The organism is Paracidovorax avenae ATCC 19860 (assembly GCF_000176855.2).
GTDB classification, from domain to species: domain Bacteria; phylum Pseudomonadota; class Gammaproteobacteria; order Burkholderiales; family Burkholderiaceae_C; genus Paracidovorax; species Paracidovorax avenae.
This window is the reverse complement of the sequence record NC_015138.1, coordinates 2,949,150-2,968,675: the sequence shown is the minus strand read 5'-3', so window position 1 is coordinate 2,968,675 and position 19,526 is coordinate 2,949,150. Positions and strand designations below refer to the sequence as shown.

The 19,526-nt window shown below is 68.4% G+C and carries 20 protein-coding genes; 7 read left to right on the top strand and 13 right to left on the bottom strand.

All coding sequences use genetic code 11. From position 1 onward, the window contains the following. Positions 1-8: 8 nt before the first annotated feature. The 3 genes from ACAV_RS13005 to ACAV_RS12995 form a co-directional block, all read right to left on the bottom strand. On the bottom strand, positions 9-1,709 hold the full coding sequence (locus ACAV_RS13005; RefSeq protein ID WP_013595040.1) for a phosphoethanolamine transferase: 1,701 nt from the start codon (positions 1,707-1,709) through the stop codon (positions 9-11). 250 nt (positions 1,710-1,959) lie between these two features. Further along, on the bottom strand, positions 1,960-2,319 hold the full coding sequence (locus ACAV_RS13000; protein WP_013595039.1) for an H-NS histone family protein: 360 nt from the start codon (positions 2,317-2,319) through the stop codon (positions 1,960-1,962). A 97-nt stretch (positions 2,320-2,416) separates the two neighbouring features. After that, a complete protein-coding gene (locus ACAV_RS12995) occupies positions 2,417-2,995 on the bottom strand; it encodes a putative pterin-binding protein (protein WP_013595038.1) in 579 nt (192 codons plus the stop codon). 324 nt (positions 2,996-3,319) lie between these two features. On the opposite strand from ACAV_RS12995, the gene ACAV_RS12990 reads away from it, so the two are divergent. Further along, positions 3,320-4,846 carry a methyl-accepting chemotaxis protein gene (locus ACAV_RS12990; RefSeq protein ID WP_013595037.1) on the top strand — a complete coding sequence of 509 codons (1,527 nt, stop codon included), beginning with the start codon at positions 3,320-3,322 and terminating at the stop codon, positions 4,844-4,846. A 16-nt stretch (positions 4,847-4,862) separates the two neighbouring features. Here the strand turns inward: ACAV_RS12990 and ACAV_RS12985 are convergent, their stop codons facing one another. Continuing rightward, the gene (locus tag ACAV_RS12985) at positions 4,863-5,525 is read right to left on the bottom strand and encodes a TetR/AcrR family transcriptional regulator (protein WP_013595036.1); all 663 of its coding nucleotides are present in this window, start codon (positions 5,523-5,525) and stop codon (positions 4,863-4,865) included. Positions 5,526-5,585: 60 nt separating this feature from the next. Between ACAV_RS12985 and ACAV_RS12980 the strand changes: the two genes are divergently transcribed. After that, positions 5,586-6,788: an arabinose transporter gene (locus ACAV_RS12980; protein WP_013595035.1), complete on the top strand. Its 1,203-nt coding sequence runs from the start codon at positions 5,586-5,588 to the stop codon at positions 6,786-6,788. A gap of 18 nt (positions 6,789-6,806) precedes the next feature. Here ACAV_RS12980 and ACAV_RS12975 read toward each other — a convergent pair whose 3' ends face one another. From ACAV_RS12975 to ACAV_RS12935, 9 genes are all read right to left on the bottom strand, one after another. Next, a complete protein-coding gene (locus ACAV_RS12975) occupies positions 6,807-7,523 on the bottom strand; it encodes a hypothetical protein (protein ID WP_013595034.1) in 717 nt (238 codons plus the stop codon). Between the two features lie 65 nt (positions 7,524-7,588). After that, positions 7,589-8,209, bottom strand: a complete 621-nt coding sequence (locus tag ACAV_RS12970; protein WP_013595033.1) for a hypothetical protein — start codon at positions 8,207-8,209, stop codon at positions 7,589-7,591. Between the two features lie 188 nt (positions 8,210-8,397). Next, positions 8,398-9,765: a S8 family peptidase gene (locus tag ACAV_RS12965; protein WP_013595032.1), complete on the bottom strand. Its 1,368-nt coding sequence runs from the start codon at positions 9,763-9,765 to the stop codon at positions 8,398-8,400. Further along, a complete protein-coding gene (locus tag ACAV_RS12960; protein WP_013595031.1) occupies positions 9,762-10,454 on the bottom strand; it encodes a zf-HC2 domain-containing protein in 693 nt (230 codons plus the stop codon). The genes ACAV_RS12965 and ACAV_RS12960 overlap by 4 nt, the downstream gene beginning before the upstream one ends. After that, positions 10,451-11,044, bottom strand: coding sequence for an RNA polymerase sigma factor (locus ACAV_RS12955; protein WP_013595030.1), 594 nt, complete (start codon positions 11,042-11,044; stop codon positions 10,451-10,453). The genes ACAV_RS12960 and ACAV_RS12955 overlap by 4 nt, the downstream gene beginning before the upstream one ends. A 75-nt stretch (positions 11,045-11,119) precedes the next feature. Further along, positions 11,120-11,836: a TorF family putative porin gene (locus ACAV_RS12950; protein ID WP_013595029.1), complete on the bottom strand. Its 717-nt coding sequence runs from the start codon at positions 11,834-11,836 to the stop codon at positions 11,120-11,122. A gap of 151 nt (positions 11,837-11,987) precedes the next feature. Beyond that, the gene (gene kdgD, locus ACAV_RS12945) at positions 11,988-12,899 is read right to left on the bottom strand and encodes a 5-dehydro-4-deoxyglucarate dehydratase (RefSeq protein WP_013595028.1); all 912 of its coding nucleotides are present in this window, start codon (positions 12,897-12,899) and stop codon (positions 11,988-11,990) included. A 74-nt stretch (positions 12,900-12,973) separates the two neighbouring features. After that, the gene (locus tag ACAV_RS12940) at positions 12,974-13,948 is read right to left on the bottom strand and encodes a Bug family tripartite tricarboxylate transporter substrate binding protein (RefSeq protein WP_013595027.1); all 975 of its coding nucleotides are present in this window, start codon (positions 13,946-13,948) and stop codon (positions 12,974-12,976) included. A gap of 85 nt (positions 13,949-14,033) precedes the next feature. Further along, positions 14,034-14,846, bottom strand: a complete 813-nt coding sequence (locus tag ACAV_RS12935; RefSeq protein WP_041829206.1) for a FadR/GntR family transcriptional regulator — start codon at positions 14,844-14,846, stop codon at positions 14,034-14,036. Between the two features lie 65 nt (positions 14,847-14,911). On the opposite strand from ACAV_RS12935, the gene ACAV_RS12930 reads away from it, so the two are divergent. The 5 genes from ACAV_RS12930 to ACAV_RS12910 are packed head-to-tail and all read left to right on the top strand — an operon-like array spanning position 14,912 to position 19,526. Next, positions 14,912-15,724, top strand: coding sequence for an NAD-dependent epimerase/dehydratase family protein (locus tag ACAV_RS12930; RefSeq protein ID WP_013595025.1), 813 nt, complete (start codon positions 14,912-14,914; stop codon positions 15,722-15,724). 5 nt (positions 15,725-15,729) lie between these two features. Beyond that, positions 15,730-16,668, top strand: a complete 939-nt coding sequence (locus ACAV_RS12925; RefSeq protein ID WP_013595024.1) for an SMP-30/gluconolactonase/LRE family protein — start codon at positions 15,730-15,732, stop codon at positions 16,666-16,668. Between the two features lie 42 nt (positions 16,669-16,710). Next, entirely contained in the window at positions 16,711-17,679 is a 969-nt protein-coding gene (locus ACAV_RS12920; protein ID WP_013595023.1) for a TRAP transporter substrate-binding protein, read from the top strand. Between the two features lie 59 nt (positions 17,680-17,738). Continuing rightward, positions 17,739-18,227, top strand: a complete 489-nt coding sequence (locus ACAV_RS12915) for a TRAP transporter small permease (protein ID WP_013595022.1) — start codon at positions 17,739-17,741, stop codon at positions 18,225-18,227. A 3-nt stretch (positions 18,228-18,230) separates the two neighbouring features. Then, positions 18,231-19,526, top strand: a complete 1,296-nt coding sequence (locus ACAV_RS12910) for a TRAP transporter large permease (RefSeq protein WP_013595021.1) — start codon at positions 18,231-18,233, stop codon at positions 19,524-19,526.

Here is a 19,526-nt window from a genome sequence, read left to right as displayed (position 1 = left end):
TTGGTGGTTCAGGCGCCTTGTGCGGCCCGTGCTGTTGCGATGGTGTGCGGAGCTGCAGGTGCCGGCTGGCGGCAGGGAGCGAAGAGGTCCAGCCCGGTCTGGTACACACTGCTGCGGACATCCAGCAGCCCCAGCACGGAGTGATAGAGGTTGTCGTGGCTGTAGTCCTCGCGGGACGCATTGGCGCGCAGGCAGGCCAGATCGAGGCGGGCCCGCTGCGCGAAGGCCGGGGAGAACCACATCACCATGGGCACCTGCGTCTGTTCGCCGGGCGCGATGGGGTAGGGCGTGCCATGCAGGTACATCCCGCGTTCTCCGAGCGATTCGCCGTGGTCGGAGACGTAGAGCATGGCCACGTCGCGCTCATCCGCATGGCGTTGCAGCAGGTCGATGGCCATGTCCAGCACCCTGTCGGTGTGGACGAGGGTGTTGTCGTAGGTGTTGACCAGTGCCTCGCTGCTGCACTTCTGGATCTGGTTGGTATCGCAGGTGGGGGCGAAGACCTTGTCCTGCGCGGGATAGCGCTCGAAGTACGCGGGCCCGTGGCTGCCGAGCTGGTGCAGAACGATGAGCGCGTCGCCCTGCATGGCATCGATGCGCGCGCCCAGCTGGTGCAGCAGCACATCGTCATGGCAGGTGCCGTCCGGGTTGGTGCAGTGTCCGGAGGGCTTCAGGGCGGGCATGTCGTCGGTGTCCACGCGCTCGCACACTCCTTTGCAGCCGCCATTGTTGTTGTTGCGCCAGAGGATGTGCATGCCGGTGCGGCGCAGGATGTCGAGCAGGTTTTCCTCGGTCGCCGCACGCACGCCATCGTATTGGCCCCGTCCCATGCGGGAGAACATGCAGGGCAGGGAAATGGCCGTGGCAGTGCCGCAGGACGCCACATGCCTGAAGCTGATGATGCCTTCGCGCCGCGACAGCGACGGATTGGTCGCACGCGGATAGCCGTTGAGCTGGAAGTTCTGCGCCCGCGCGGTTTCTCCCACCACGATCAACAGGAGCAGGGGCCGCCCGCCCGCGGCGGCCGCCGGGCGCACGGCGTCTTCGCCGACGGAGCGCAGCACCTGCCGCTTCGCGATGAACCTGCGTTTCAGGTAGCCGTTGGCGTTGCGCACGAAGTTGAACGGCAGTACCTGGTCCCTGATCTGCCGGTGGTTGCGCAGCAGCGAGGCGTAATCCTTGTAGAACGCCATGGTCACCGCGGCCAGCACGGCCAGGGTCGCGAGGACATTGCCCAGCCACCACAGCGCGCCGTGCAGCGGGCGCCCGTTCGATCCGGTCGGCGGCAGGACCATCGCGGCGGCGGGCAGTACACCCAGCACCAGGATGGTGAGCACCAGCGGGGCGGAGATGTACGACGTGAGTTCCGCCCGGTTGGTCTCGAAGGCGTTCTGCACCATGCCGCGGTCGATCAGCACGTTGTAGTGCAGCATGAAGTAGCTGCAAACCGCGCTCACCACGACCAGCAGCGCCAGGAGCGGCTTGCGCACATACGGCACGGCGAGTACCGCGGTGAGCAGCAGGTTCAGAAGACAGAACAGGAAGACCGGCAGGCTGATGAAGAACCACAGGCTGCGCAGGCTGTCCACTTCCACGGTGGACCACAGCGTTCGCCACAGCACGGCGTTGCCCAGGGTGGCGAAGAACAGGGCGGCGAACCAGCCCAGTTGCACCGGGTGGAGCCGGAGGGATGTCAGACGTTGGAGCACGCGCAATTTCCAGAAAGTGAAAACTGCGCGCAGTGTCGGAAAGCGCCCGTCAGGAAATCGTCAAGGACTGCCTGCGGCCATGGACGCCTGTGCCCGGTGCGTGGCGATCGGCATGCGCGATATGCATGGGCGCACGCGCGCGGCAAGGCCGGGCCATGCAGGCCCGGGACCGAGGCGGCCTGGCTGCCGCCGTGTGGATGGGTGCTGGTTCAGGGCAGGGCCTGAACCTGGAAATGCACGGGAGGCCGGATCAGCGCCGCTGGTTCCGGGCCGCTGCTGCAGCCGCCGCCATTTCGGCGAGGAAGGGCCCTTGCTGGGCCGGCTGCGTCACTGTCTTTTCGATCAGGAACTGGTCGCGGTCCTTTCCGGCGATCCAGGCGGGCGGCTTGCCGCGGCCCGTCCAGGTGGCTCCGGTTTTCGGATCCAGGTATTTGGCGGGCACGTGCTTCTTGACGGGCTGCCAGGGAAAAACCTGCTGGGCGGTGAAACCGAACTCGGCAATCAAGGCCTGGATCTGGCTCAGCGCCTGTGCGGCCGCCTGCTTTTTCTCGCGGGCGATTTCTGCATCCAAGGCTGCTTGCTCTGCAAGCAGCGTTTTCAAACTCTTCATGCTGTCTTTGTGGCGGGCTGTAGGGGGCGTGAACGCGCTGGATCATAGCGCCAACGCCACCCCCAGGGCCTGCCGCCGGGCAGAATTCCGGGCTGCCCTAGCGTACTTCGATCAGATAGAGGCCCCAGGGAGCCAGCGCGAAACGCTCCTTGAGCGGCTTGTCCTTGAACTGCGGCAGGTTGTCCGCATCGTAGACCGCCCACTGGGGGCCCAGCCCGCCGAGGGGCAGGGGGGCGCCGTCCATGCGCAGCGCGACGATCATGCGGTAACGGTCCGCGTCGGCGACGGTCAGGGAGGCGTTGTAGCCGTCCACGGCGCGCAGCACCACGGTGGCCGAGCCCTGGGTCGGTGCGCCGGCTGCCGCGAGCACGGTGGAGAGCAGCGGACCTTCGAGGGTGTGGCGCTGGCCGTCGTACTCGAGCGTGGGGGTGATGGAGACGGCCGGCAGGTGCTGCAGCGCCGCGGCATCGAAGCTGCGGGCCTGGCTGAACTGCACTCCCTGCTTGGCGGCCAGCAGGTCCGCCGTGGGGTTCAATGCCCCGCGGTTGGGATGCTGGATCGCACCGGCCACGGTGAGCAGCGCGGGCTGGGGCTGGGCAGGCGCATGGGCCAGCGCCGAACCGGCGGGCAGCATGCCGGCGAGGCCGAGGTGGGTCAGGAAACTGCGTTTGCGCATGGGCATTCGTTCGCGGTCTTGTGGAGGGGGCCAAAGCATCGCATGGAACCGGGGCCGCAAGCCAGTCGCACAAAAACGGTGCGGAATGCGATGTATGCACGGTGATGCGTTGCCAACCGGATGGCCATTTGCTAGGGCGATTTTTGACGAATCGTCTGCAGCCTCCGCGCACCTGGCGCGGGAGGCATTCGGCACGGTGGCGGTGCGGATGCGAGACAGGAAAATGGAATCGTCAAATAGACGCCATTCATGGAAAGGAAGACGTACCGATACTTACCTCACGGGAGCGAGCATGCTCCCCGTGGGTTGCACAAGGGGGTTCGTATGCGCTTTTCCGCCCGTCTGACCATCTGCTTCATCGCGCCCGCTGCGCTGTTCGCTGCAGCGATAGGTGCGAGCGTGTGGGGTTCCTCGCGCACGCAGGGCGAATTCGACAGATACATGGCCACCGACCAGAAGGTGTCGGATGGCCTGTCGGAGATGTACGCGCAGGGTCTCCAGTCGGGACAGGCGCTGCGCAATGCCGTACTGGATCCCGCCAACGCACGCGCCTACGAAAACCTGAATGCCGCCAAGGAGGCGTTCCGCAAGGCTCTCGAGGAAACGGCGGCGGCTGCCGCCGGCACACCGTTTTCCCGCAACCTGGAGTCGATCGCGACATTGCGCGAACGGCAGGTCGTGGCAGCGGACAAGGTGCTGGCGCTGCTCTCCAGCGACCAGCGCGCCGCCGCTGCGCTGCTGAACACCGAAGAGACCCCGGCATGGCGGAAGTTGCGCGCAGAGCTCGTGGAGCAGCGCGAGAAGGCCCGGGCGGCAGCCCGGGAGGCCCATGCCGAAGCGCAGGCACGTGGCCGCGAGGCGGTGGCCTTCGCGGCCATCCTGGCCGTGCTGGCCGTCGCAGTCGCCGTGGCGCTGGGACGGCTCATGCACCGCAACGTGCAGAAGGAACTGGGTGGCGAGCCCGCGGATGCACGCGACGCGCTTCGCCGCATCGCGGCAGGCGATCTGTCGGTTTCCGTGCCTGCGACGCGGTACGCCGGCAGCCTGATCTCGGAGCTGGCCCAGATGCAGGAGAACCTGCAGAAGCTGGTCGGGCAGATCAGGCAGGCGTCCGACAGCATACAGACGGCCAGCACCGAAGTGGCCACCGGCAACGTCGATCTGAGCAGCAGGACCGAACAGGCCGCCAGCAGCCTGCAGCAGACCGCCGCCTCCATGGAGGAAATCACGAGCACGGTGACGCAGAGCGCGGCGTCTGCCGCGACGGCCACCCAACTGGCTTCGGCGGCCAATGAAGTGGCCCAGCGAGGCAGCCATGTGGTCTCGCGCGTCGTGGCGACCATGGGCGAGATCAACGCCACTTCCACCAAGGTGGCGGACATCATCGGCGTGATCGACGGTATCGCGTTCCAGACGAACATTCTTGCGCTGAATGCCGCGGTGGAGGCCGCGCGGGCCGGAGAGCAGGGACGCGGTTTCGCCGTGGTGGCGGGCGAGGTCCGGCAGCTGGCGCAGCGATCTGCCGTAGCTGCGAGGGAAATCAAGCAACTGATCGAAACCAGCGTGGCCAGCGTCGGAAGCGGTGCCCGGCTGGTGGAGACTGCCGGCACGACGATGTCTGAACTGATGGACGGTGTGCGCAAGGTCGGCCACCTGATCGGCGAAGTCAGCACCGCGGCGAACGAGCAAAGCCAGGGCATCGGACAGGTCAACCTGGCCCTGGGGCAGCTGGACCAGATGACGCAGCAGAACGCGGCCCTGGTCGAGCAATCGGCGGCCGCGGCCGAGAGCATGAAAGACCAGGCCCAAAGGCTGGCAGAAATGGCCTCGCGCTTCCGTCTGGGTCACTGATCCCCGAGGCGCACGGCTACCCCTGCACGGGCGCCGCGGTCAGGTAGCCCATGAGCACCTGCACGATGGCGGCCTCGACCGCTTCGGGCGGGAACATCGCCGGCGGGTCGATGGCTGCCGCGTGGACCAGCGATTCCATGGTTTGAAGGACCATCCAGGTGGTGAGGTCGAGGTCGGCGGGGGCGATCTCGCCCCGGTGGGATTCGAGCAGCGCGCGCACCTGCCGGAAGATGCCGCCGTCGGCCGCGCTCTCTTCGCGCGGCGCGTCGAAGAACGGGAATTCCTTCTCCAGCACGCGGTGCAGGTCCGGCGCCACGCGGTGGGCGGCCAGCAGGGCCCGCACCATCGCCTGCACATGCCCGCGCAGTCCGTCCGGGCGCTCGGCCGCCAGCACGTCGGCGATGGCTGCATACATCTGTGCGCCATGCCGTTCGTGCAGGGCCGTGACCAGCGAGTCCTTGTTCGGAAAGTACTGGTACACCGAGCCGATGCTCACTCCCGCGCGCTCCGCCACGAGGTTGGTGTTGGTGCCCGCATAGCCGCGCTCGGCCAGAACGCGAGCCGTGGCTTCGAGGATGGCCTCGACCATGGCTTGGGAGCGCGCCTGGCGCGGCGCCTTGCGGGGCTGTGGCAGCGGTCGGTGCGCTGCCGGTGAATGCGAGTTTCCGGGACGGGCCATGGCTCCTATTCTCCCTGGCATGTGAAATGAGTTTTTACTCGCATTGAAAGGGAGTGCCACATGCCTTCATTGAGAACGACACAACAGTCCCACGCGCCCGGCGCCGCGGTGCCGGCCAGGGTCTTCATCCGGCTGCTGCCGCTGGCGCTGGCGGTCTTCATCGGCTTCATCACCATCGGCCTGCCGATGCCCGTGCTGCCATTGCACCTGAGCCGCCACCTGGGGCTCGGCGCGCTCGGGGTCGGCGTGCTCGTGGGCGCCCAGTTCGTGGCGGCCCTGCTGTCGCGGGCCTGGGCCGGCACGCTGGCCGACACCCGGGGGACACGGCGGGCCATGGTGGCGGGCCTGCTGGTGGCGGCGGCGTCGGGCCTGGCCTACCTGGTGTCGCTGTCTTTCGGCAACACGCCTGCGGCAGTGTGGACGCTGCTGGCCGGCAGGCTGCTGCTGGGCTGCGCGGAGAGCCTGGTCGTGACGGGCGCGCTGGGCTGGGGTATCGCGCAGGTCGGGCCGCAGCATGCGGGCAAAGTGATGGCCTGGGTCGGCATCGCGATGTATGGCGCCTATGCGGCCGGCGCCCCTGCGGGCGTGGCGGTGGATGCGCGCTGGGGCTTCACGGGCATCGCGGTGGCGACCGCGCTGATTCCCCTGGCGGCGCTGGCCGTCGTCGCGGGGCTGCCGGCCATGCCGCCTGCGGCGCACCGGCGGACCCCGTTCTACAAGGTGCTGGGAGCCGTGTGGTTGCCCGGCCTCGGGCTGGCGCTCTCCAGCACGGGATTTGGCGTCATCACCACGTTCGCGGCGCTGCTGTTCGCCGCGCGCGGATGGGGACCGGCATCGTTGGCGTTCACCGCTTTCGGCCTGGCCTTCATCGGGGCGCGGCTGCTCTTCGGGCATCTGCCGGACAGGCTGGGCGGCGCCCGGGTGGCCCTGGCCTGCATTCTGGTGGAGGTGCTGGGCCAGCTGTTGCTCTGGGGTGCCGACGGCCTGCCGGTCGCTGCAGCGGGGGCTGCGCTGACCGGCTTCGGCTATTCGCTGGCCTTCCCGGCGTTCGGGGTCGAGGCTGTACGGCGCGCGCCATCCCACGCGCGGGGCATGGCGATGGGGGCCTACGTGGCCTTCCTGGATATCTCGCTGGGCATCACCGGCCCTGCTGCCGGGCTGCTGGCGGCCGCGCATGGCGTGGGCTCGGTCTATCTTGCCGGGGCGGTGGCGGTGGCCCTTTCGCTGGCCGTGGCGCTGTGCCTGCTGGTGCGGCCTGGCTGAGTGGCCGCAGGCGCCGGCTCACGCGAACCAGTCGTGGAAGTGCCCGATGCCGCACGAAGCGACCAGGGGCTGGCAGGGGAAGACCTTCCAGGGCGCCTGCGGGTCCACTTCTGCCATGCGGGAGAGCACGGCGTCGCGCATGGCCGGCTTGACATGCTGGCGCCAATCCAGCACCTGCCCCCAGGTGGAACTGCCGGTCAGGTGCAGGGGAAAGTCTGCGGGGCGCGCGGAATGGCCGTACTGCGGCGGAAACAGCCGCCGATAGGCCGCGAGATGGTAGAGCCACGAGATGCCCCGTACCGACCGCGCGTGGGGATGTTCCTGCCGCACCTGCCGGAAGAGGGCCCGCAGTTCGTCCATGCGGTCGGCCATGCTGGCGAAGGCCAGCGGGCTGCGGTCGATGCCGGGCGGCGGCATGAAGTGGATGCGCAGCACGCCCGACGGATCGGGGCTGTCGTGCGAAAAGCAGCCGAAGGTCCGGGGTCGCGGAGGCGGTGGTTCACCTTCCTGGAATGCCATGTACAGGTGGAACCCGGGCGGGAGGTCCGGACCGGATGCCCGGATGGTCGACAGGAATGCCTCCCAGCGGGATGCTCCGGCCGGCCCCCACAGGTTCATGCGCCGGCGCAGGTTGGTGCACCGGGCGATGGCCTGGTCCAGCGGAAGGTGGGCGGCTTCCGCGTAGTGCCGCGCGAATCGCCACTGGAGATCGAAATAGTCTTTCCGCAAGGACATGGCGGTGAGAATACCCGGCACCGTCGCCGGCGCGGCGGCCGATCGGGCGGCAGGACCGGGACGGATCAGGTGCTGGTGGAGGATGCCTCCTTCTTCCAGGCGCCCAGCGGCAGGGCGAATGCTTCCGGGGCGCGCCGGTAGAGGTGGCGCAGCGTGGCCATCAGGGCCACGGAGCCGCCGCCGGCCACCAGCAGCAACCCCAGGTAGATGGCCAGCGCATGCTGGAAGGGCATGACGTGGTTCCACGAGCGCGCGATGCCCAGGAACGAGGCGTAGAGCCAGGAGACGGAGGAGACCGTGGCGAACAGGGTGAGGCCGAGCATTCTTCCGGGCGGGAACTCCAGGAAGATGCCGCCCTGCATCATGAGCGGAAACGCGAAGCGGTGCATGAGCATGCCGTTCAGCGTGAGCACGCTCACCGCCAGGATCTTCATCCAGAGCTTTTCGTTCATCACATAGGCGGGATCCTGGGCGTAGCCGGTATAGACGAACAGGGCGCCCGTGGCCCAGAGCAGCCACAGCGCGCCCGTCATGACGGCCTTGGTGCGCTGCAGTTCTTCGCGGCGTTCGGGGGTCATGGGGCGGTGGGCCATGCCGAGGAATCGGAAGTCGTATTCCAGCATCTTCGCGATGGCGACGGCCATGGCCAGCAGGTGGAGGAAAACCAGTGCGTTCTTGATAAACATGGGAGGGGTCGGCAATCAAAAGGGACGGTCGTGGGTGCTGCCTTTTGCTGCCTTGCGCGCGGGGTGGTCGATCGGTTTCCTTGATCGCACCCATTGGCTGGCTCAATGCCGTGGAGGGGGCGCTGGGCCCGGCTGCGGCGTCATTCCGGGCCGCCTGCCGGAAGCCGCGCTGCGGCTCGCCGCGCGCCTCAGCGGGCGGCGAAGCGCGCGGTGGAGGAGGACAGGGTCGCCAGGGCACGCTCCGCATTCACCATCGGGGGTTGCATGCCGTCCTGGACTTCGCTGCGCAGCAGCAGCCGCTCGATGGTGTCCCGGTCCAGGCGCGGCTCCACCGACTGCAGCAGCGCGATCATGCCGCTCACATGGGCCGCGGCCATGGAGGAGCCCGTGGCGAAGTCATACCGGCCCTGCGGCTGGAGGGTGAGGATGTCCCTGCCAGGGGCGAGCAGGATCCCTTCCGTGGACGGCGTACGCACGGCGCCTGCGGAGTCCACGGCCAGGACGCCGGGCACGCCCGCGGGAAAGCCGCTGCGCTGGCCGCCCGGGGGCACCGCGGCGACGATGATCCGGCCCTGGCCGACCAGCTGGGACAGCAGTTGACCTAGCAGGGGATCGCTCGGGCCGCCGAGGCTCATGTTGACGATCCGCGCATCCGAAGACATCACGGCGACGAGCGCCTTGGCGAGGGTGAAGGAGTTGCAGCGCGCGCTGCTGCCCGGCGGCTGCGCGGGGTACCAGCAGGCCTTGTAGAGGCTGAACCGGGCCCCCGGGGCCAGGCCGACGATGCCCTGCAGATTGTTGCCGGTGGCCGCCATGATGCCCAGCACCTCGGTGCCATGGCGGTCTTTCTGAAAGGCTACGGCATCGTCGTCCACGACGTTGTGGGTTTCGAGTGTGCGGCCCTGCAGGTCCGGGTGCCCGGTCTGCGCGCCGGTGTCGATGACCGCGACATGCGTGCCCCGGCCCGTGGTGACGCGGTGGGCCTGCGCGGCGGACATGCCGATGAAGCCGCGCTGCAGGGGGGCGTAGGGATCGTTGTAGGCCACGGCGGAGGCATCCGCCGCCGCCGGCTGCGCCTGGACGGAAAAGTCCTGCAGGGGTTGCGCGAGGGCGATGCGGGTGTCCTTCGCCAGGGCCGCGAGCACCTCGTCGCGAGGACGGCTGCCCAGGATCTCGAACACGATGCAGTGCACGTTGAGCGAGGGGATCGGCCAGGCATCGGCCTGGGCGAGCCCATGTTCGCGGGCAATCTGTTCCACCAGCGTGGCGGCCTGCATCCCGGTGGTGTATCTCGGTGGTGATCCATAGCCTGCCAGGCTGGTGGCGGCCCGCACGGGCACCCGCTGCAGCGGGTTGGCGAGTGCGACGATGACGTAGCGGCTGCTGTCTTCCCGCATGGCGAGGTCTGCCGCCTGCGTCCCTTGGGCCGCCGCTACCCTGGATGGCGTATCCACGGCTCCGGGAGGCGGGCCCGCGCAGGCCGCCAGCAGCACCAGCGCCGGCAGCAGCGCGGCCCGGCGCAGGCTTTGCGCGGCGCGCTCCAGGGCGTGTTTCACGGCGCGTCTCCCGCGGGCTCGACGAGCCGCATGCCCGGCATGGCCCGCAGCTGCGCGAGCGCCTGCGTGCCGGAGGTGCCGGGCAGGGGCGCCAGCATGTAGGCCCCCATGGCGTTGGGGCCGGCCACCACCTGCAGGCCCGAGCCTGCCAGCGCCGCGTTCCAGGCAGCCAGCGTGAGCCGGTCGTCCGGAACCGCCCGGATGGTGCCCTGGGCCTCGCCGCCCGTGCCGGCAGTGGCTTGCGGGCTGCTGAACATGCGGTACTGCGCGGGATCCTGGTCCGCCGTGCGCCAGCCGACGAGCGCCAGGGCGGCGGTCTGGAGCACGGCCACGGCGGCCAGCGCGTAGGTGGACCATCCGTGGCGGCGCGGCTGCGGTGCGGGCTGCGATGCCTGCGGAGCCGGCTGGTCGCACAGCGCGTCCAGATCGATGCGCTGCATGAGGCGATGCAGTCCCTCTTCGGTGTCGGGGATGTGGGTGGCTGGCTGCAGCTGCAGGCCCGACTGGATGCGCTCCTGCAATGCCAGTTCGGCCTGGCAGTCGGCACAGGCCGCGAGGTGGCCCGCCACTGCGGCGCGCTGCTCTTCGGTGGCGGTGCCGTTCACGATCCATGGAAGCAACTCCTGCGTGAGCAGGTGGGACCGGTCCTGGTCCGGGCCGTGGGCGGATACGGGGGGAAATGTCGTCATGGTTGGATATCCTGGGTACCGGTGCTGCCCACCGCCAGGCCGGGCAGCAGGTTGCGGAGCTTCACGCGCGCGTGGAACATGCGGGCCTTCACGGTGCCCACGGGGGCCTGCGTGATGACGGCGATCTCCTCGATCGAGTGCCCGTGGGTGTAGGCCAGCTCGAGGACGAGGCGCTGGTCCGCCGACAGCCGGGCGAGACCCTTGGCCAGCCAGTCCCTCAGTTCTCGGTCGTCGCCGGGGTTGATGCCGGGGTGGCCCCGTTCCGCGGCCGTTTCGTCGCCCACGTCGTCGCTCGCATCCAGCGGGCCGCTCTGCCGCAGCACCTTGAGCCCGCAGCGGTAGGAGATGCCCATGATCCAGGTGGACACGCGGGAATCCCCGCGGAAGGTGCCTGCCTTCTGCCAGACCACCCAGAAGCAGTCGTTGATGATCTCCTCGATCAGGTCGGTGCGGCGCGTGAGGCGGGTGAGGAACTGGCCCAGGCGCCGATGGTAGCCGCGGTAGAGGGTGGCCAGCGCGTCGCGGTCGCCAGCCGCGATCGCGTGCAGCAGCGCGAGGTCGTGGGAATTGTCTGGATAGTGAGCGGTCATGGGCCACCAGAGGTAAAACGTGCCGTTCTGGCTGCGGTGGGTGCGTCTGCGCGGCGGAAAGGTTGCAGGCCGGTATCAGAAGCTGCGGATGACGGTCACGGCCCAGCGGCCCGGGGTGGCCCCCAGGATGTGGCGCTGCGCCCAACGGTCCGAGGCGAGGTAATTCAGTTCGGCACGCCAGGGGCCGGTGGCCCAGGCGGCCCCCACGCCGCCGTACAGGTACTGGCCGCGGGGGCGCACGGCCGAGACCCCGAGCGAGCCGACCAGGGACAGCCGCAGCGTCAGGGGCCAGCGCGCGCCGGCATCGAGTGCCCAGCGCATGGGAGAGATCTCGTCGCGGGTATGGACGTAGTGGAAGGCGGACAGGCCGACGGTGAAGACATCGCGGAAGCTGGCGCTCAGCGTGCCCTCTGCGCGGTCGTACAGCCGGAAGAACGCATCTCCGGGGTAGGCGTAATACTGCAGCGACGCCTGGTATTGCCAGTCGTTGTCGATCACGCCGTCGTAGGCGCCCCGCACGATGGCCCGCGTGGATTGCGACCCATAGGTCTGCATGCCCAGCGCGGTGGTGACGGACCAGCCGCGGGCGTCGTAGAGGCTGAGCAGGCCCTGGACGATGGGGCGGGGACGGCCCACGACAATCCCCCGCTCGACCAGGTCGCTGCTGATGGCCAGTTCGCCGGTGACGTCGCGCGTCTGGGCGATGCCCGCCGCCGGAAGCGCGCAGGCCAGCACCAGCCAGATGCGGCAGGCGGTGGGCGGTGTCTGGCGGGAACGCGCGTGGCAGGGCATGCGCGCAGTTTAGAGCGGCTTGCAGGGGCAGCTGCCGTGTTGGCGGCTCCCGCGGCAGCCTCGTGCGACACGCGGCGGGTCGAGGGGCCCCGGGCGGGGCCTCCGGCCGGAAGCGGGCGGCCTGCCCGCTGCCCGGCCATGGCAGTCCGGGTTACTGCGGCCCGAGCTGGTCGATGAGTGCCTTGAGGGCGGCCATCTCGTCGGCCTTGAGGTCGGTGAGCGGCGCGCGAACCGGGCCCGCATCGTGGCCGACGATCTTCGCTCCAGCCTTCACGATGCTCACCGCGTAGCCCGGCATGCGGTTGCGCAGTTCCAGGTAGGGCATGAAGAAGCTGCGCAGCAGGCGGTGCTGCGTGGCCTGGTCGTCGTTCGCCACCGCGTGGTAGAAGTCCATGGCGGTCTTCGGGATGAAGTTGAACACCGCCGAGGAATACACGGGCGTGCCCAGGGCCTTGTAGGCCGCCGCATACACCTCGGCCGTGGGCAGGCCGCCCAGGTAGGCGAAGCGGTCACCCATCTTCATGTAGATGGAGTTCATCAGCTCGATGTCGCCCACGCCGTCCTTGAAGCCCACGAGGTTGGCGTTGCGCTCGGCCAGGCGTGCGAGCGTCTCGGGCGTGAAGCGGCTCTGGCCGCGGTTGTACACGATCACGCCGAATTTGACGCTCTTGCAGACGGCCTCGACGTGCGCTGCCAGGCCTTCCTGGCCGGCCTCGGTGAGGTAGTGCGGCAGCAGCAGGATGCCGTGGGCGCCGGCCTTCTCGGCGGCCTGGGCGCACTGGATGGCGAAGCGCGTGGGGCCGCCGGCACCCGCGATGATCGGCACCTTGCCGCGGCAGGTCTGTACGGCGGTCTCGATGATGGCGGGGTACTCGTCGGCGGTGAGCGAGAAGAACTCGCCCGTGCCGCCGGCCGCGAAGAGCGCGCTGGCACCGTAGGGAGCGAGCCATTCGAGGCGCTCGGCGTAGCCGCGGGCATTGAAGTTGCCTTCGCTGTCGAAATCCGTCAGCGGGAAGGACAGCAGGCCGGAGCCCATGATGGTCTTGAGTTCTTGAGGTTGCATGGCGAAAGCCCGGAAGGTGGTTCGGAAAGCGGGTGGGGTGGCGGGGATCGGGAAATTCCAGCAGGCAGCGACCGTCAGTCCAGCCGGATCTGCGCCGCGGACACGACGCTGGCCCAGCGTGCCCGTTCCTTCTCGAAGAAACGGTCCTGCTCGGCGGGCGCCATCGTGACCACTTCGGCGCCCTGGCCGGTCAGGCGCGAGCGGATGTCGGGGGTGCGGATGACGGAAATGAGTGCGGCATTGATGCGCTGGACGACCGCCTCGGGCGTGCCGCGGGGCACCAGCACCCCCTGCCAGGTGCCTGACTCGAAGCCCGGGACACCCTGCTCGGCGATGGTGGGCACGTCGGGCAGCAGGGGCATGCGTGTGCCCTTGGAAAGCCCGAGCACTTTCAATTTGCCGCTCTGCACGTGGGGCAGGGTGGCGAGCATGCCGTTCATGAGGACCTGGGTCTGGCCGGCCATGGTGTCCTGGATGGCCGTCACGCCGCCCTTGTAGGGCACGTACTGCCAGCGCGCGCCGCTGGCTGCCGCGAGGGCCACGCCGGCCAGGTGCGGCGCGCTGCCCGTGGCCGTGACGGCGAAGTTCAGGTCGCTCGTGCGCGACAGCGCGATCAGCTCCTTCAGGTTCCGGGCCGGCACGGAAGGGTGCACCACCAGCATGTGGGGAGAGTAGGCGAGCATCGTCGTGCCGCGCAGGTCCCTGGAAGGATCGAAGGGCAGCTTGGTATAGACCGAAGGGCTGATCGCCAGTGCGCCCACGTCGCACAGCAGCATCGTGTAGCCGTCCGGCGCGGCCTTGGCGACGAAGTCCGCGCCCAGGTTGCCGTTGGCACCCGGCTTGTTTTCCACCACGACCGGCTGCTTCAGGGCTTCCGAGAGGGGCTGGCTGATGGCGCGGGCGATGATGTCCGAGCTGCCGCCTGGCGGGTAGGGAACGACGATGCGCAGCGGCTTGGCGGGCCAGGGCGCAGCCGTCTGCGCAGCGGCGGACGAGCAGGCGAGGGCCAGGGCGGTGGCGTGCAGCAGGGTGCGGCGGGAAAGGGGCATGGTCTCTGTCTCCTTGTTTTGTTGTACGTCATCATACAACTTGATTCGAAAGGAAAACAAGGGGGCGCCACCCTTGGGCGTTTCGTCACATGGAAGGTGGCGCAACGGGCCCGGTGTCGGCCTGGCTCTTGGCCGCTTCCTGCGCGAGGCGCAGGCGTTCACGGCTGTTGGTGAGGTGGATGCGCATGGCTGCGCGCGCGGAGTCGGGGTCCTGCCGCGCGATGGCGGAGTAGATTTCCTCGTGCTCGCGGTTCACCCGGTCCAGGTACTCGGTGCTGCGCTGCACGCGCAGGGCCGCGATGCGGGTGCGCGGTATCAGCGTGGTGCCGAGGTGGTTCATGATGTCCGCGAAATACGGGTTGCCCGTGGCTTCCGCGATCTGCAGGTGGAAGCGGAAATCGTGCGCCACGGTGTCTCCCCCGCTGCGGACGTTGCGCTCGAAATCGTCCAGGGCCTGGGCCATGGCCTGCAGGTGCGCCTCGCTGCGCCGCATGGCGGCCAGGCCCGCGGATTCGGTTTCCAGGCTGATGCGCAGCTCCAGCACGGCGAGCACGTCGGCCGAGGTGCTGAGCTCGGAAGGATCGAGGCGGAAGACGCCGCCCGCCCGGGGCTGGAGCACGAAGGTCCCGATCCCGTGGCGGGTCTCCACGAGGCCGGCGGCCTGCAGCCGGGAGATGGCCTCGCGCACCACCGTACGGCTGACATCATGGGCGCGCATGATCTCGGACTCCGTCGGCAGCTTGTCGCCCGGCACCAGGATCCGGTCGCGGATCCTGCCCGAGAAATCCTCCACCACCGCATGGGCCAGGCCCCGTACACGGCGCACGGGCGGGGCGACCGGCGCGGGCCGGTCGGCGGGGGCGGTGGATGAGGGTAATCCCTTTGTCGAGGCGGCCATGGCCATGATCATAATCCCGTCGCGTTGTACGACAACATATGACAAATACCTGTAAAGAAAACGCCATGAGCCAGTCTTCCCGATTCCAACGACTGCTGCTGACCGGTGCTGCCGGTGGCCTGGGGCACGTTTTGCGAGAGCGCGTGCGGCCTTTCGCGGAGACCGTGCGGCTCTCCGACATCGCGGAGATGGAGCCTGCGCGGGACGGCTGCGAAGAGGTGGTCGTCTGCGACCTGGCCGACAAGGCGGCCGTGGATGCGCTCGTGGCCGGCTGCGACGCCATCGTGCACCTGGGTGGGGTATCGGTGGAGCGGCCCTTCGAACAGATCCTCGAAGCCAACATCAAGGGCGTCTTCCATATCTACGAAGGAGCCCGCCGCCACGGGGTGAAGCGGGTGGTGTTCGCCAGCTCCAACCACGTGATCGGCTTCTACCGGCAGGACGAGCGCATCGATGCCCTGTCGCGCCGCCGGCCCGATGGCTACTACGGCCTCTCGAAGTCGTTCGGGGAGGACATGGCGAGTTTCTATTACGACCGGTATGGCATCGAGACGGTGAGCCTGCGCATCGGGTCGTCGTTTCCCGAGCCCCGCGACCGGCGCATGATGAGCACCTGGCTGAGCTACGACGACCTGACGCAGCTGGTGCAGAAGGCGCTGTTCACGCCGGACGTGGGCCACACGGTGGTGTACGGGGCTTCGGCCAATCGCGACCTGTGGTGGGACAACCATGCGGCGTCCCACCTCGGATATGTGCCCAAGGACAGTTCCGAGCCGTTTCGCGCGAAGGTGGAGGCGCAGCCGGCTCCCGCTGCGGATGATCCCGTGGCTGTCTACCAGGGTGGCGCTTTCACGGCCCAGGGGCCGTTCGAGGGATGAGCGGCATGCAGGCCACGCCTTCGAACCGGGCCGAACTGGTGCTGGACGCGCGCTGCGCCACGGGCGAGAGCCCGGTATGGCGCACGGCGGAGGAATCGCTGTACTGGACCGACATTCCCCGCGCCGTGCTGCATCGCTGGTCGGCGCGCACGGGAACCAGGGCGCAGTGGACGTCGCCGGAGATGGTGGCCTGCATGGCCGCCTGGGCCGGCCGGCCGGGCCGCTGGATCGCCGGCCTGGAGACCGGGCTGTTCGCACTGGACCTTCCGCAGGCCGGCGGTGCGCTGGCGGCCGAGCGCCTGGCCGGCGTGGCGCATGCGTCGCCCGGAATGCGCTTCAACGATGGCCGCTGCGACCGGCAGGGGCGTTTCGTCGCGGGCACCATGCTGATGGACATGGCGGCCGCCTCTCCGGTGGGTGCCGTTTTCCGCTTCGGCGGCAGGGAACTGGCTGCAGGCAGCGCCACGGACCTCGGCCTCGGCCCGCTGATCGTGCCCAACGGCATCGCCTTCAGTCCGGACGGGCGGACGATGTACCTGTCGGATTCGCATCCGCAGGTTCAAAAGATCTGGGCGTTCGATTACGACACCGCCACGGGAACCCCGCATGGCCGCCGCCTGTTCGTGGACATGGCGCCGCTGCCGGGGCGCCCGGACGGCGCGGCGATCGACGTGGATGGCGGCTACTGGATCTGCGGCAACGATGCCGGTCTGGTGCACCGCTTTACCCCGGACGGCCGGCTGGACCGCTCTCTGGCGGTGCCGGTCAAAAAGCCGGCGATGTGCGCGTTCGGCGGCCCGCGGCTGGACACGCTCTTCGTCACCTCGATCCGGCCCGGCGCGGAGGTGGACCTGGCGGACCAGCCACTGGCCGGCGGCGTGTTCGCGCTGCATCCGGGCACGCAGGGCCTGCCGGAGCCCGAGTTCGATCCCGCGGCGGAGTGACCCCTTTTTTCAGCTGACAGACAACTCCAAGAGGTAGCAAGCATGAAGTTCATCAAGACCACTCTGGCCGCCGTAGCGGCCTGCCTGACGGCTTTCACGGCGCAGGCGACGGAGTTCCGCTCCGCCGACATCCATCCCGACGACTACCCCACCGTGACCGCGGTGAAGTTCATGGGAGAGCGCCTCAAGGCGCTGTCGGGCGGCAAGCATTCCATCAAGGTGTACAGCAGCGGTGCCCTGGGCAACGAGAAGGACGCCATCGAGCAGGCGAAGATCGGCGCCCTGCAGATGGTGCGCATCAACATCGGTGCGATGAACAACATCTGCCCCGAGACCGTGGTGCCGACCATGCCCTTCCTGTTCCGCTCGGTGGATCACCTGCACAAGGTGCTGGACGGCCCGGTGGGCGAGGAGATCCTCAAGGCCTGCGAGCGCCAGGGCTTCGTGGGCCTGGCCTATTACGACAGCGGCGCGCGCTCCATGTTCACGGCCAAGAAGCCGGTGCGCAAGTTCGAGGACATGAAGGGCATGAAGGTGCGCGTGCAGCAGTCGGACCTGTGGGTGTCCATGCTGGAGGCCATGGGCGCCAACGCCACGCCGATGCCGATGGGCGAGGTGTACACGGGCCTCAAGACCGGCCTGATCGACGCCGCCGAGAACAACTATCCCACGTACGAAAGCTCGCGCTCCTTCGAGGTGGCCAAGTACTACACCAAGACCGAGCATTCCATGGCCCCGGAAATGCTGCTCTTTTCCAAGCGCGCCTGGGACCGCCTCTCTCCGCAGGAGCAGGGCTGGATCCGCCAGGCCGCGAAGGAGTCCGTGCCCTACATGCGCAAGCAGTGGGCCGAGCGCGAGGTGAAGTCGCTCGCCACCGTGAAGGCCGGCGGCGCGGAGATCATCGAGATCGACAAGGCCCCGTTCCAGGCCGCGATGAAGCCCGTCTATGACAAGTTCATCACCGACGCGAAGCTGAAGGACCTCGTCAAGCGCGTGCAGGACACGCAGTGATCCCACCATCCCCGGGCCGTCCCCACGGAAGCCCGGGGATTTTTTCATCCCTCATCAACATGTACACCCAAATTTGCCGCACGCTCGCGCGTGCCTGCATGTGGCTGGGCATCCTCGGGCTCGTGGCGGTGATCTGCGCCGTGAGCTGGCAGGTGTTCGGCCGCTATGTCCTCAACAACACGCCCACCTGGGCGGAAAGCCTGGCCCTGCTGCTGGTGCTCTACGTGACCATGTTCGGCGTGGCCGTGGGCGTGCGGGATGCCGGGCACATCGGGCTCGAATCCTTCCTGGTGCTGGCGCCCGACTGGCTGCGCCTGAAGATGGAGTACCTGATCCACGTGCTCATCCTGGTGTTCGGCGCCGCCATGGCCTGGAACTGCGCATCGCTCGCCCAATCGGTGTGGGAATACCGCCTGCCCACGCTCTTCATCTCCGAAGGCTGGAAATACGTTCCGGCCAGCATTGCCGGCGTGCTCATCGTGCTGTTCTCCATTGAGCACATCATCGCGCTGGCCCAGGGCCGCGAAGTCGAACCTGCCTGGGGCTGATCCATGACCGTGCCACTCCTGATCCTGTGCGTGACGTTCACGCTGTTCCTGCTGCTGGGCGTGCCGGTGGCGTTCTCCATCGGCCTGTCGGCCCTGGCCACGCTGGCCTACGAAGGCCTGCCGCTGGAAGTGGGCTTCCAGCAGATGACCTCCGGCATGGGGATTTTCTCGTTCCTGGCGATCCCGTTCTTCATCTTCGCGGGCGAGCTCATGCTGTATGGCGGCATCGCCGACCGCATCGTCAATTTCGCGCGGGCCCTGGTGGGCCACGTGCGCGGCGGCCTGGGCATGTCCAACGTGGTGGCCTGCACGCTGTTCGGCGGCGTCTCGGGCTCGCCGGTGGCCGACGTGTCCGCGATGGGCGCGGTGATGATCCCGATGATGAAGAAAGAGGGCTACCACGCCGACTACGCCGTGAACGTGACGACGCACGCGGCGCTGGTGGGCGCGCTGATGCCCACGAGCCACAACCTCATCATCTACTCGCTCGCCGCAGGCGGCAAGGTGTCGATCGCGGCGCTGATCCTGGCGGCGCTGATCCCGGCCCTGGTGCTCACGATCAGCAACCTTGCGGCGGCGTACCTCGTGGCCGTGAAGCGCGGCTACCCGAAGGGCACGTTCCCGGGCTGGCACATCGTGGCCCGCTCGTTCGCCGCGGCGTTGCCGGGCCTCTTCATCGTCGTGCTGATCCTCGGGGGCATTCTCTCGGGCATATTCACGGCGACGGAGTCGGCGGCGGTGGCGGTGCTCTACGCGCTGGCGCTCACCATCTTCCTCTACCGCACTTTGACGCGGGAGCACTTCATCAAGGCCGCCTCCAAGGCCGTGCGCACCACGGGCGTGATCCTGCTGCTGATCGGCATTTCCAGCACCTTCGGCTACCTCATCAGCCTCTACGGCGTGGCGGAGCTGACGGGCGAGATGCTGTCGCAGGTGACCAGCACGCCCTGGGTGATCTTCCTGCTGATCAACATCATCCTGTTCGTGCTGGGCACCTTCCTGGACATGGCGGCGACCATCCTGCTGTGCACGCCCATCTTCCTGCCGATCGCGCAGCACTACGGCATGAGTTCGGTGCAGTTCGGCATCGTGATGCTGATCAACTGCGCGCTGGGCCTGAATACGCCGCCCGTGGGCACGACCCAGTTCGTGGGCTGCGCGATCGGCGGGGTGTCGGTGGGCACGGTGATGCGCACGATCTGGCCGTTCTATGGTGCGCTGATCTTCGCGCTGGCGCTGGTCACCTTCGTGCCGTCGTTCTCGACCTGGCTGCCCGGCATGTTCATGGTCGTGCGCTAA

Bases quoted from the DNA above. Each gene is read 5' to 3' on its own strand.
- ACAV_RS12930 (WP_013595025.1), top strand. From the start codon at position 14,912: ATGAGCCAGTCTTCCCGATTCCAACGACTGCTGCTGACCGGTGCTGCC.
- ACAV_RS12955 (WP_013595030.1), bottom strand. From the start codon at position 11,044: ATGACCGCTCACTATCCAGACAATTCCCACGACCTCGCGCTGCTGCAC.
- ACAV_RS12940 (WP_013595027.1), bottom strand. From the start codon at position 13,948: ATGCCCCTTTCCCGCCGCACCCTGCTGCACGCCACCGCCCTGGCCCTC.
- ACAV_RS12970 (WP_013595033.1), bottom strand. From the start codon at position 8,209: ATGTTTATCAAGAACGCACTGGTTTTCCTCCACCTGCTGGCCATGGCC.
- ACAV_RS12990 (WP_013595037.1), top strand. From the start codon at position 3,320: ATGCGCTTTTCCGCCCGTCTGACCATCTGCTTCATCGCGCCCGCTGCG.
- ACAV_RS12925 (WP_013595024.1), top strand. From the start codon at position 15,730: ATGCAGGCCACGCCTTCGAACCGGGCCGAACTGGTGCTGGACGCGCGC.
- ACAV_RS12975 (WP_013595034.1), bottom strand. From the start codon at position 7,523: ATGTCCTTGCGGAAAGACTATTTCGATCTCCAGTGGCGATTCGCGCGG.
- ACAV_RS12980 (WP_013595035.1), top strand. From the start codon at position 5,586: ATGCCTTCATTGAGAACGACACAACAGTCCCACGCGCCCGGCGCCGCG.
- ACAV_RS12950 (WP_013595029.1), bottom strand. From the start codon at position 11,836: ATGCCCTGCCACGCGCGTTCCCGCCAGACACCGCCCACCGCCTGCCGC.
- ACAV_RS12960 (WP_013595031.1), bottom strand. From the start codon at position 10,454: ATGACGACATTTCCCCCCGTATCCGCCCACGGCCCGGACCAGGACCGG.
- ACAV_RS12995 (WP_013595038.1), bottom strand. From the start codon at position 2,995: ATGCGCAAACGCAGTTTCCTGACCCACCTCGGCCTCGCCGGCATGCTG.
- ACAV_RS12915 (WP_013595022.1), top strand. From the start codon at position 17,739: ATGTACACCCAAATTTGCCGCACGCTCGCGCGTGCCTGCATGTGGCTG.
- ACAV_RS12935 (WP_041829206.1), bottom strand. From the start codon at position 14,846: ATGGCCGCCTCGACAAAGGGATTACCCTCATCCACCGCCCCCGCCGAC.
- kdgD (WP_013595028.1), bottom strand. From the start codon at position 12,899: ATGCAACCTCAAGAACTCAAGACCATCATGGGCTCCGGCCTGCTGTCC.
- ACAV_RS12910 (WP_013595021.1), top strand. From the start codon at position 18,231: ATGACCGTGCCACTCCTGATCCTGTGCGTGACGTTCACGCTGTTCCTG.
- ACAV_RS13000 (WP_013595039.1), bottom strand. From the start codon at position 2,319: ATGAAGAGTTTGAAAACGCTGCTTGCAGAGCAAGCAGCCTTGGATGCA.
- ACAV_RS12985 (WP_013595036.1), bottom strand. From the start codon at position 5,525: ATGGCCCGTCCCGGAAACTCGCATTCACCGGCAGCGCACCGACCGCTG.
- ACAV_RS12920 (WP_013595023.1), top strand. From the start codon at position 16,711: ATGAAGTTCATCAAGACCACTCTGGCCGCCGTAGCGGCCTGCCTGACG.